Below are 12,548 nucleotides of genomic sequence, written 5' to 3' on the forward strand. Positions count from 1 at the left end.
CAATGCACTGGTACTGACCCGACTCAATGAGGAGCTCCAGGTGAGAAAAGTGCTACGAACCCGCCGCGTGCTGCGGTCTGTGGTCGCGGCGACGGCCGTGACCGCGCTCGGTGTCCCAGCCCTGGTGGCGGCCGCCACCCCGTCCTTCGCATCTCCCGGCGCACCGGTCGGGACCAGCACCTCGACGACGGCCGTCACCACAGCCGCCGAGGCGGCGGCCGAACCCTTCGACGCCCTCGTGTTCTCCCGGACGGCCGGGTTCCGGCACGGCTCGATCCCCGCGGGCATCGAGGCGATCACCCAGCTCGGCGCGGCGAACGACTTCACGGTCACGGCCACCGAGGACGCGAGCGTCTTCAGCGACGAAGGGCTCGCCGACTACGAGGTGGTCGTCTTCCTGTCCACCACGGGCGACGTCCTGGACGAGCAGCAGCAGGCCGCGTTCGAGCGCTACATCCAGGGCGGCGGCGGGTACGCGGGTATCCACGCGGCGTCCGACACCGAGTACGACTGGCCGTGGTACGGCGACCTCGTGGGTGCCTACTTCAGCTCGCACCCGCAGAACCAGGACGCCACCGTCAAGGTCGAGGACCACGCGCACGAGTCCACCGCGCATCTGCCGGACCGCTGGGACCGGCACGACGAGTGGTACAACTTCCGCACGAACCCGCGCGACGAGGTCCATGTCCTGGCCTCGCTGGACGAGTCGAGCTACGACGCGGGCACGGGCGCGATGGGGGCCGAGCACCCGATCGCCTGGTGCCAGGCCTACGACGGCGGCCGGTCCTGGTACACGGGCGGCGGCCACACGGACGCCTCGTACAGCGAGCCCGAGTTCCTCGAACACCTGCTCGGGGGCCTGCAGACGGCGGCGGGAGTCGTCGACTCGGACTGCAACGCGACGCAGAGCGACAGCTACGAGATGGTGCCGCTCGACGAGGACACCGCCAACCCGATGATGCTGGACGTGGCCCCCGACGGCACCGTCTTCTACGTCGAGCGGGACGGCCGCGTCCAGGTGATCGACCCGGAGTCGAACACCACGAGCACCGCGATGACCCTGCCGGTCACCCAGTCCAACGAGGACGGGCTGACGGGTGTCGTGCTCGACCCGGACTTCGCGACCAACGGGTGGGTCTACCTGTTCTGGTCGCCGCAGGACGTGGGCGACGACGGACCGCACAACCGCGTCTCCCGCTTCGACTACGACGCCGCGTCCGGCACGATCGACCAGGCCTCCGAGGAGACGGTGCTGATCATCCCCACGCAGCGCCAGACCTGCTGCCACGCGGGCGGTGACATGGTCTTCGACGGCGACGGCAACCTCTACGTGGCCACCGGCGACAACACGAACCCGTTCGAGTCCCAGGGGTACGCCCCGCTGGACGAGCGTTCCGGGCGGGCGAACTACGACTCCCAGCGCACGTCGGCCAACAGCAACGACCTGCGCGGCAAGGTCCTGCGGATCACACCGCAGGACGACGGCTCCTACACGATCCCCGAGGGCAACATGTTCGCGCCGGGCACGGCGGACACGCTGCCCGAGATCTACGCGATGGGCTTCCGCAACCCCTTCCGGATCGGCGTCGACCCGGCGAACGACAACGTGCTCGTGGCCGACTACGGCCCGGACGCCGGCTCGGCGAACGCCGACCGCGGTCCTGCCGGGACGGTCGAGTGGAACGTCGTGAGCGAGCCCGGGTTCTACGGCTGGCCGTACTGCACGGGCGCCAACAACGCCTACCGCGCCTACGACTTCGCCACGGGGCAGTCCGGCGCGGCGTACGACTGCGCGGGCGGCCCGGTGAACGACTCGCCGAACAACACCGGGATCGACCAGCTGCCGCCGGCCGTGGAGGCCGAGGTCTGGTACGGCTACGGGACCAACCCGCTGTTCCCGGAGATCGGCGGTGGCGGGGCGCCCATGGGCGGCCCGGTCTACTCCTACGACCCGGAGCTGGAGTCCGACACCAAGTGGCCGGCCTACTGGGACGGCAAGGCGCTGTTCGGCGAGTGGAACCAGGGGCGGATGTACTCCTTCCAGCTCGCGGGAGAGCAGCGGGACGACCTGGTGGACATCAACCGTGTCCTGCCGGGCGTCTTCGACCCGAGCGCCGGGTTCGACCGGCCCATGGACTTCGACTTCGGGCCCGACGGTTCCCTGTACGTGGTGGACTGGGGCTCGGGCTTCGGCGGTAACAACGACACGTCGGGCGTGTACCGCGTCGACTACGTGGAGGGTGACCCGGCACCGATCGCCCGCGCGTCGGCGGACGTGACCGACGGCCTGGCGCCGCTGACCGTCCAGTTCTCCTCGGAGGGCACGCGCCACCCCGCCGGGGAGCCGCTCACCCTGCAGTGGACCTTCGGTGACGGCTCGGAGCCGAGCACCGAGGCGAACCCGACCCACACCTACACCGAGAACGGCCGCTACACGGCCCAGCTCGTCGCCACGGACGCCGCCGGTCAGACCGGTGTCGCGAACGTGACGATCGTGGTCGGCAACATCGCGCCGGAGGTGTCGATCACGTTCCCGGAGAACGGCGGCTTCTTCGAGTGGGGCGACCAGGTGCGCTACGAGATCGAGGTCGACGACCCCGACGGCGAGGTCGACTGCGCGGACGTCTCGCTGTTCACGTCGCTCGGGCACGACTCCCACGCCCACCCGTTCGAGGAGCTGAGCGGCTGCTCGGGCGTCATCCAGACCGCTCGTGACGAGGGGCACGGCATCGAGTCGAACATTTTCTGGGTGATCGAGGGGTTCTACACGGACGACGGCGGCGCGGCCGGTGCACCGCTGACGGCGACCGACCTCCAGGTGCTGCAGCCCAAGCTGGTCCAGTCGGAGTTCTTCACGGAGACGGGACGCGTCGACGGCATCGGTGACGGCGCCGGCGACCCCGGCGTCCAGGTCGAGGAGACGGGCGACACCGCGGGGGGCGGGCAGAACATCGGGTTCATCGAGCCCGGCGACTACTGGGCGCACGAGCCGGTGAGCCTGGCGAACGTCGACGCGATCTCGCTGCGTGCTGCCTCGGCGGGCGGTGGAGGCGAGGTGTCGCTGCGCTGGGACGCCCCGGACGGTCCGGAGATCGGCCGCATCACCGTGCCCGGCACCGGCGGCTGGCAGCAGTACACGGATGTCCGCGCGGAGCTCACGAACGTGCCGTCGGGCTCCGGCTCGCTGCACTTCGTCCTGCTCTCCGGCGGGATCAACGCCAACTGGATGGAGATCGACGGCCGAGGCGTCACGGACAACGAGCGGCCCGAGGTCGAGCTCACGGTCGACCCGGTCGCGGGCGACGCCCCGCTGACCGTGACCGCGTCCGCCGAGGCCACCGACCCGGACGGGTCGGGCGAGCTGACCTACGCCTGGGACGCGGGCCTCGGTGACGGGTTCGTCGACGGCACCCGGTCGTTCGAGCACACCTACGAGGCGCCGGGCACCTACCGGCTCCAGGTGCGCGTCACCGACGAGGGCGGCGCCTACGCCGTCGAGTACGCCATGGTCGAGGTCTCCGGGGTCGCCCCGGAGCCGGACCTGTGCCTGTCGGGCCGGTCGGACGACTTCCTCGGGGACGACCTCGACCCCGACCGCTGGACGGTGCAGGACCGCAACCAGGACCTGCGGGTCGCCGGCGGGAACCTGACGATCCCGGCGAGCGTCTCGGACTTCTACGGGACGAACAACGTGACCGTGCCGAACCTCGTCCTGCAGGACCTGCCGGACGGCCCGTTCACCGCGACGGCGAAGGTCACGATTCCGGCGCATGCCCAGTACCAGCAGGCAGGTCTGCTGATCTACGGTGACGCGGACAACTACGCGAAGATGGTCATCCAGGGACGCTCGGCACCCGCCGACCCGGCCACGCGCATCTTCCAGTACGTCCGGGAGGAGGCCGGCGCGCCGAACGAGGTCGGGGACTCCAACACCGCGGCTCTCGGGGCGGCGTACCCGGACACCGTGTACGTCCGCCTGGCCAGCAGCGACGGCGAGGACCTGACGGCGTCGTACTCGGCGGACGGTGTGACCTTCACGGCCATGCCGCAGACCAAGTCGCTCGCCGGCATCGACGACCCACGGATCGGGCTCTTCGCCCTCGCGGGCTCGGGTTCGGCCGCCGACGTCGTGGACGCCGAGTTCGACTGGTTCCACATCACCCCGGACGACACGGCCGAGATCCCTGGCCCGGACGACGAGTTCGACGGCGACGGGCTCGACGACTGCCGCTGGGACATCGTGCGCGAGGACCCGGCGGGTCACCGCGTGACTGGCGGCGCGCTGGAGATCGACACGACCGCCACGGACATCTACACCGGCAGCAACACCGGCACGCCGAACATCGTGCTGCAGGACCTGCCGGACGACGACTGGACGGTCGAGACCCTGGTGGACGGGTCGGACTTCGACCAGCAGTACCAGCAGGGCGGCCTCATCGTGTACGGGGACGACGACAACTACGTCAAGCTCGACCTCGTGACCGACAACGCGGCGGGCGCCGCCGTCGCACAGCGCATCGAGCTGCGCAGCGAGGTCGACTCCGTGGTGCAGGACCCGCAGCCGAACGTGAACGAGCTGACGTCCGCCGTGTGGCACCTGCGGCTGTCGAAGCAGGGGTCGACGTTCACCGGCGCGTACAGCGCGGACGGTGAGGACTGGACGGCGCTCGCCGACCCCGTGACCCATGACGGGCTGCAGGATGCCCGGGTGGGGCTGTACGCCCTGGGCGCCTCCCAGCAGTCCGCCGCCACGGCGTCGTTCGACCACTTCCGGGTGGTGGCCGCGGCCGAGCCGCTCGAGGTGACCGGTGCGCTGTCCCCGGGTGAACCGGACGGCCCGGACGGGCAGTGGCTCGGGCCGGTCACGGTCACGGTGGACACCACGGGCGGGCCGGACGGCGCCACGGTGTACCGGGAGGTCAACGTCGACGACGGCGGCTGGACCGAGTACACGGCGCCGGTCGAGGTCTCGACGCCCGGTGCCCACACCGTCCAGGTGCGGGCGTCCGCTGACGGCGAGACGGTGGTCGGCGAGACCCTCGAGTTCACCATCGTCGAGCCGGCGGTCAGCGAGGCGACGCCGAGGGTCGAGGTCGTCCAGCCGACGTGCTCCTACGACCGGTCCGGGAACGAGGTCGTGACCGGCGGCGCGCTGTCCACCGTCGACGTGGAGGGGGTGCGGTCCTACGTGGTGCGCGAATGGGTCGACGGCGCCGCCGGTGACGCCGTGACCGACCTGGACGACCTGGCTCCCGGGAGGTACCGGGTCGCGGCCCGGCCGGCCGACGGGTACGTCCTGGTGGCCGAGGACGGCTGGAAGGTCAACGCCAACGGCCTCGCCGTGCTCTTCGTGACCCTCGAGGAGCCCGAGTGCCCGGACCCGAGCACGCCCGCCGTCGTGGTGAAGGCGGCCACGTGCGACGCCGGGGGATCGATCGCCCCGGTCACGCTCCCGGGCGTCCGCAGCTACGTCGTCCACAACTGGGTCGACGGTGAGGCGGACGGCAAGCCGCGCGACCTGGGCGACCTCGCCCCGGGTGACTACCGGGTGATCGCCACGCCCAACAAGGACACGAAGCTGACGCCGGTCGGGGACTGGGTGCTCAGCCCGTCCGGCAAGGCATACGTCATCGTGACCGTCGAAGAGAGGTGCGACTGACGGACCTGGGGCGTGCACCGGCTACCGGTGCACGCCCCGGCACACCCCGGCCCGAGGTCAGCGGCACAGCTGGTGACACCGGGGCCCCTGTGATTCGGAGAGGAACGATCTTGAAACAGCTCACCCGCCTCGGCGCGGCGTTCCTGCTGGCGCTCGGGCTCGCCGTGCCTGCCATGGCTCCGGCCGCCGCGCACGGCGGCAAGATCGACATCGAGCTCGGTACGGACGGCGCAGGCGGTGTCTCCGTGGCGCTGACCTGGGCGGGCGACCACCATCCCGTCGAGGAGTCGGCCGTCGTGATCGTGCAGGCGGTCTCGGACGCCGGCGACAAGGTCGGCCCCGTCACGCTCACCTCCGCATCGGAGGGCGTCGGCTGGTACCGGTCGGAGCCCGCGCTGCTCGACGAGGGGCACTGGACGGTGACCGCGCGGGTGAAGGAGCCGAAGAAGGCGAAGGTCGAGGCCGAGATCGACGTGGTTCCCCCGCCCGCCGCCCCACCGTCCGAACCAGCCTCGTCCGCTCCGGCGGCTGGGGGAAGCACCGTCGAGGCCGACGCCATCGGTGGCACCTCGGCGGGCGACGGGCCGACGTCGACGGGCGGCCCGCCCGGATGGACCGCTTGGGCGCTGGTGGCGCTCGCCGTCGCCGGAGGGGTGACGGCCGTCGTCGTCCTGCGGAGGCGGGCGAGCTGACCGAAGACCGATGGGCACGACCGGCGACGCCGGATCGTCACGCACAGGAGGAAAGAAAATGGCACGACCGATCACCCTGTTCACCGGCCAGTGGGCCGATCTACCGCTCGAGGAGGTGGCACGCCTCGCGTCCGAATGGGGTTACGACGGGCTCGAGCTCGCCTGCTGGGGCGACCACCTGGACCCGTGGCGCTGGGACGACGACGAGTACGTCGCCGGCCGTCTCGAGCTGCTGGAGCGGCACGGCCTCAAGGTGTGGGCGATCTCCAACCACCTCAAGGGCCAGGCCGTCTGCGACGATCCGATCGACCAGCGGCACCGCGACATCGTCTCCGACCGGGTCTGGGGCGACGGCGACCCGGAGGGCGTACGGCAGCGTGCCGCCGAGGAGATGAAGAACACCGCCCGGCTGGCCGCGAAGCTCGGCGTCAAGACCGTCATCGGGTTCACCGGCTCCGCGATCTGGAAGTACGTGGCGATGTTCCCGCCCGTCTCCGACGCCGCGATCGAGGCCGGCTACCAGGACTTCGCCGACCGCTGGAACCCCATCCTCGACGTCTTCGACGAGGTGGGGGTCAAGTTCGCCCACGAGGTGCACCCCAGCGAGATCGCCTACGACTACTGGACCACCGTCCGGACCCTCGAGGCGATCGGCCACCGTGAGGCCTTCGGGCTGAACTGGGACCCCAGCCACATGGTCTGGCAGGACCTCGACCCGGTCAGCTTCCTCTGGGACTTCAAGGACCGGATCTACCACGTGGACTGCAAGGACACGAAGAAGCGGATGACGAACGGCCGCAACGGCCGCCTGTCGTCCCACCTGCCGTGGGCGGACCCGCGCCGCGGCTGGGACTTCGTCTCCACCGGGCACGGCGACGTCCCGTGGGAGGACGCCTTCCGCATGCTCAACACCATCGGCTACGACGGCCCCATCTCCGTGGAGTGGGAGGACGCCGGCATGGACCGCCTCGTGGGCGCGCCGGAAGCCCTCCAGTTCGTGCGCTCCCACGCGTACGACGCGCCGGACTCCGCGTTCGACGCCGCGTTCTCGACCCGCTGAACCCCGCGCGCCCGCCGGCGCGCTGACAGGGAGGTAGGCAGAGCTACCCGCACCACCCCGGTGCCGCCGTACGGCACCGGACCCGCATGAAGACCGGGCCCCGGACGAATGGGATGCGAACGAGGCCCGGTCCGCGTGACCAACTCGACGAGGAGCTGCATCACGAATGAAGAGTATCGAGACGCGCGCTCACGCGCGCCGAAAGAGAACACTCGCGGCGCTCGCGGCGGCCGCCCTGGTCGGTACGGCGCTGGTCGCCATGCCGGCGGCGTCCGCCCACCCCGGGCACGACGGCGAGGCCGCCGCGGCGGCCGACACCGACTGGGCCAACTACGAGAAGATCCTGCTCACCAAGGACGTCGGTGAGCCGATCGACATGGCGGTCCTGCCCGATCTCCGGGTGCTGCACACGGCGCGCAACGGTGAGGTGCGCGTGACCGACCCCGCGACCGGCGTCACCAAGGTCGTCAACACCCTGGACGTCTACGCCAACTCCGAGGACGGCCTGCAGGGCATCGCCCTGGCGCCGGACTTCGAGGAGAGCAACGAGGTCTACCTCGTGTACGCGCCGCGGGACGCCGACGGCGACGGCGCGGCGGACACCCCGGCGGGCAACGCGCCCAACACGCTGCCCGCGGGCGAGGACGAGAGCTACTGGGACCAGTGGGTGGGCGTGAACCGCCTGGCCAGGTACACCTGGACCGGCGACGCGCTCGACCTCGACTCGGAGCAGCCGATCCTCGACATCGAGGTGCAGCGCGGCCAGTGCTGCCACGTCGGCGCCGACATCGACTTCGACGGCGAGGGCAACCTCTACCTGTCCACCGGCGACAACACCCCGGCGGGTACGCCGGGCGCCAACGGCTACGCCCCGAACAACGACGCCCCGAACATGAACCCTGGCTTCGACTCGCGACGAGGGGCGGGCAACACGAACGACCTGCGGGGCAAGATCCTGCGGATCGACGTCAAGGACGAGATCCCGGCCGGCACGCCACCGGGGGAGGGCAGCACCTACGACGTCCCCGCGGGCAACCTGTTCGCCCCGGGCACCGAGAACACGCGTCCCGAGATCTTCGTGATGGGCGTGCGCAACCCGTTCCGTATCGAGGTCGACCCGGAGACCAACTCCCTGACCTGGGGCGACTACGGGCCCGACGCCGGTGCGGCGAACGCGGACCGCGGCCCCATGGGCTACGTGGAGTGGAACGCCGTGGGCCTCGACGACCCGCACAACGCGGGCTGGCCGTACTGCCACGGGCCGAACGCCGCCTACAACGAGTGGAACTTCGAGACCGCCACCCCGCGCGAGTTCTTCGACTGCGCGGCACCCGTCAACAACTCGCGCTGGAACACGGGCCTGACCGACCTGCCCCCGTCGCGCGCGGCCACCCTGTACTACGGCGACCAGCCGGGCCAGCAGCCGCGCGACGAGCTCGTCTCCTTCGGCTCCGGCAGCGGCCAGGCCCCGATGGGCGGCCCGGTCTACCACTACGACGCCGACAGCACGGCGCCCGGCAAGCTCCCTGAGTACTGGGACGGCAAGGCGTTCTTCGGCGAGTTCTCGCAGGACTACCTCGCCGCGTTCAGCGTGGACTGGTCCACCTTCGAGGTGGGGGAGATCGAGGACTTCTTCCCCAACTCGGCGCTCACCGCGGCGGGCATGCCCATCAACGACAACCCGATCGACCTGGAGTTCGGCCCGGACAGCTCGCTGTACGTCCTGGAGTACGGCGACGGGTTCTTCCGGCAGAACCCGGACTCCGGGCTCTACCGGATCGACTACGCCGAGGGCAACAAGGCGCCGCAGGCGCAGTTCACGGCCACGCCGGAGTCGTCCACGTCCGCGCCGGTCGAGGTCGCGTTCGACGCGTCGGCCTCCAGCGACCCGGACGGCGACGCGCTCACCTACGAGTGGGACATCGACGGCGACGGCACCTTCGACCTCACCGGGCCGCAGGTCACCCACACCTACACCGAGCTCGGCGTCTACACCGCGCGTCTGCGGGTCACCGACGGCAGCGGCAAGCGTGCGCTCACCTCGACGTCGATCAGCGTCGGCAACGAGGCGCCCGAGGTCACCGTCGACTTCCCGGCCGACGGCGGCTTCTTCGACTGGGGCGACGAGGTCGCCTTCGAGGTGACCACGAACGACGCCGAGGACGGCACCGAGACCGTCTGCGAGCGGGTCGCCTGGTCCTACGGCCTGGGCCACGACGAGCACGCCCACCCCGAGGTCTCGGGCACGGGCTGCACCGGTGTGTTCCCCACCGACCCCAACTCCCCGGAGCACGGCGCGGGCGCGCACCTCTACGGTGCCGTCGTCATCACCTACACCGACAACGGGGCCAACGGCCTCCCGCCGGCCGCCGGCGAGGCCACCCTGCGCCTGAACCCGAAGCTGCAGCAGGCCGAGCACGGTGAGCTCACCGGCGCCGAGGTGGTCCAGGACGAGGCGGCGTCGGCCGGCGCGTACGTGACCGGACTGGCCAAGAAGGACTCGGTCGCCCTCGAACGCGTCAGCCTGGCCGGGATCGACAGTGCGACGGCAACCGTGCGCGGCAAGGGCAAGATCGAGCTCCGCTGGGGCTCGCCCAAGGCCAAGCCGTTCGCCACGGCGAGCGTGAACGCGCGCGCGTGGCGCGACGTCGACCTGTCGTTCCGCGACCGGTCGGACACCGGGACGCTCTACATCACCGCGACCGGGGGCCTCGACCTCGACGCGCTCACCATGGTCGGCGAGGGCGTGGGTACGCCCCCGACCGCCGCCGCACAGAACTCGACCGGCCCGTCCGGGGCCGCTCGGACCGAAGGAGAGCAGTGATGGAATCACGCACTGACGTCAACCGCAGGAACTTTCTGAGGCTGGCCGGCGGCACCGTGGCCGTGGGTGCGGCAACGCTGGCCGGTGCCGGTCTCGCGGGCAGCGCCGCCGCGGCGACGCTCGCCCCGGCAGCGACGACCGGGGCCGCGGCCGCCGGCAAGGGCGGGGGCCGGGTGCTCGTGCCCGCGGGCCACATCGGCATCCAGCTGTACTCGATCAGGGACAAGGTCTCCTCGCTCGGGTTCCGCGCCGTCTTCGAGCGGCTGGCCGACATGGGCTACGCCGAGGTCGAGTTCGCCGGCTACACGCAGGGCCAGGTCGGGGCGATCACCCCGCGGGAGATCCGGCAGCTGCTCGACGACAACGGCCTGCGCGCCGTGGGATCCCACCGCGGGATCTCCGACTTCGCCAACAACATGGAGCAGGAGCTCGACATCGCCGAGACCCTCGGCATGGAGCACGTGGGCACCGCGCAGGCGCCCACCAGCAACCGCACGGTCGCCGGCTACCTCGCCGCCGCCGAGCAGTTCAACGGCTTCGGCGCGGCGGCGTCCGCCCGCGGCCTGAAGTTCTACCAGCACAACCACGACGGGGAGTTCGGCTTCGCCACCGACAACCCCGACGTGCGGCTCTACGACGTCTTCTACGACAACACCGACCCGAGGAAGGTCTTCCTCGAGATGGACGTCTACTGGGCGTTCGTGGGGCAGCACCGCTACCCGGGCTTCGAGCCGGTGGACTACGTCAAGCGCGACCCGCACCGCTACCCGCTCCTGCACCTCAAGGACGGCGACGCGAACCCGGCGAACACCGGGGGCTACGACATCGTGGAGTTCGGGGCTGGCGACCTGCCGTACACCGAGTTCCTGTCGGCGCTCGCGGGCTCGGGCCGGCGGCACGGCATCTGGGAGCAGGACAACGCCGCCTCGGTGGCCGCGCCGGGCTTCCCGGTCGACTCGTTCGGCAACGCCGAGCGGTCGTACGTCGAGATCCGGTCGCTGCGCGCCAAGCGCTGCTGATCCGGCGCGCAAAGCCAGGTAGGTGAGGTGTGGCCGACGCCGGAGGGCGCCGGCCACACCTTTCTGCTCCGGGCTGCTGGAGGCCTACGCCTCGGTACGCAGCAGCACGACGTCGTCGTGGTCCAGATCGCCCACCCGCATGGTGCGCCTGCCGACCACCTCGAACCCGCTCTTGCGATAGAACGCCTGGGCGCGCTCGTTGCGCGCGTTGGTACCGAGCCAGAGGGGGAGGCCCGGGCCGAGCCCGGCCGCGGCCTCGACGGCTCCCCGCATGAGAGCGCCGGCCACCCCGCCGCCGAGGACGTCGGGATGCACGTAGATCTTGGACAGCTCGACGTACGGAGCCTCGCGCCCGCTCGCGGCGCGGACGGCGGCGGTCTCCGCCGCGCTGCCGGGCGTACCCAGCACGAGGAGCGCGTAGCCGAGCAGGCGCGTGCCGTCGTCGTGCACGAGCAGCGCGTGCTCCGCGCTGATGGCCCACTCGCGGAAGTGCCCGGGGGTCAGCTTGTGCGCGATGTGGACGGCCATGTCGGACACCGGGGTGCCGGGCGGGCAGGCCAGGGGAAAGGTGAGGGCGGCGAGCCAGGCGGCCTCGGCCGCGTCGTCGACGGTCGCCCGGCGCACGACGCCGATGGAGGTGCGTCGGGCGGCGCCGCTGTCGGCGTCCGGCGCGGGTGAGTACTCAGGAGTCACGGCACGAACGTAGTACGCCCTCCCACGGGTGCCCCGGGTGGGAGAGCGGAAGAGCCGGCGCGGAACGGGGTAACAAACCTCCGTCGGGGTGCGCATCCGGGGAACCTGTGCGTCATGTGGCGTGGCCCCGGTCACAAGTACTGTCCCACGTTGCGCAAGGACCCGTTCAAACAGGCCCTGACCTGCGAAAACGTCATGTGCGCCAGGCCACTCCCGCTGAGTTGGCGCGTTCGCGGGATCGTGTGTAATGTTCTCCAGGTCAGCCCGACGGGCAGACGGACACGGGGCCCGAAAGGGACCAGGTGGCCGCGCCGGGGCTGAAACCCACATCGCAGGATTCGAGGAACTTTGTGTTCCCCGGAATCGGTCGATAGGGTCGCCATTTTCGGCAGGCAGGTTGCAATTCCTTCCGGTTCTCAGAAACCGAAGCGAATTTGATCGGCCGAAAGAATCTGGTAAGGTTAAGGAACTGCCCCGGACAGGGATGCGAACGAAAAGATCGCGAACTGACGGTGTGCGTCGGTTGTTTGAGAACTCAACAGTGTGCTTGATAGTCAATGCCAATCATTTGACTCTCTTGTTTCAGGTCGCGTCATCACAT

Annotated in this window: 6 protein-coding genes; 5 read left to right on the top strand and 1 reads right to left on the bottom strand. The window is 70.7% G+C overall.

The features are described from left to right. Positions 1-67 precede the first annotated feature (67 nt). The 5 genes from ACH47X_RS25310 to ACH47X_RS25330 all read left to right on the top strand — a co-directional run bounded on the left by ACH47X_RS25310 (position 68) and on the right by ACH47X_RS25330 (position 11,254). A complete protein-coding gene (locus ACH47X_RS25310; protein WP_397407982.1) occupies positions 68-5,659 on the top strand; it encodes a ThuA domain-containing protein in 5,592 nt (1,863 codons plus the stop codon). Between the two features lie 110 nt (positions 5,660-5,769). Further along, positions 5,770-6,351, top strand: coding sequence for a hypothetical protein (locus tag ACH47X_RS25315; RefSeq protein WP_397407984.1), 582 nt, complete (start codon positions 5,770-5,772; stop codon positions 6,349-6,351). A 58-nt stretch (positions 6,352-6,409) separates the two neighbouring features. After that, entirely contained in the window at positions 6,410-7,411 is a 1,002-nt protein-coding gene (locus ACH47X_RS25320) for a sugar phosphate isomerase/epimerase family protein (RefSeq protein WP_020017536.1), read from the top strand. A 166-nt stretch (positions 7,412-7,577) separates the two neighbouring features. Then, complete coding sequence (locus ACH47X_RS25325; protein ID WP_397407986.1) at positions 7,578-10,235, top strand: PQQ-dependent sugar dehydrogenase; 2,658 nt, start codon at positions 7,578-7,580, stop codon at positions 10,233-10,235. Continuing rightward, positions 10,235-11,254, top strand: coding sequence for a sugar phosphate isomerase/epimerase family protein (locus tag ACH47X_RS25330; RefSeq protein WP_397407988.1), 1,020 nt, complete (start codon positions 10,235-10,237; stop codon positions 11,252-11,254). Before ACH47X_RS25325 ends, ACH47X_RS25330 begins: the two co-directional genes overlap by 1 nt. Before the next feature lie 84 nt (positions 11,255-11,338). Here ACH47X_RS25330 and ACH47X_RS25335 read toward each other — a convergent pair whose 3' ends face one another. Next, the gene (locus tag ACH47X_RS25335; RefSeq protein WP_397407990.1) at positions 11,339-11,947 is read right to left on the bottom strand and encodes a GNAT family N-acetyltransferase; all 609 of its coding nucleotides are present in this window, start codon (positions 11,945-11,947) and stop codon (positions 11,339-11,341) included. Positions 11,948-12,548: the final 601 nt, after the last annotated feature.

This window comes from Promicromonospora kroppenstedtii (assembly GCF_044389675.1).
Classification (GTDB): Bacteria; Actinomycetota; Actinomycetes; order Actinomycetales; family Cellulomonadaceae; genus Promicromonospora; species Promicromonospora kroppenstedtii.

Bases quoted from the DNA above. Each gene is read 5' to 3' on its own strand.
- ACH47X_RS25320 (WP_020017536.1), top strand. From the start codon at position 6,410: ATGGCACGACCGATCACCCTGTTCACCGGCCAGTGGGCCGATCTACCG.
- ACH47X_RS25330 (WP_397407988.1), top strand. From the start codon at position 10,235: ATGGAATCACGCACTGACGTCAACCGCAGGAACTTTCTGAGGCTGGCC.
- ACH47X_RS25325 (WP_397407986.1), top strand. From the start codon at position 7,578: ATGAAGAGTATCGAGACGCGCGCTCACGCGCGCCGAAAGAGAACACTC.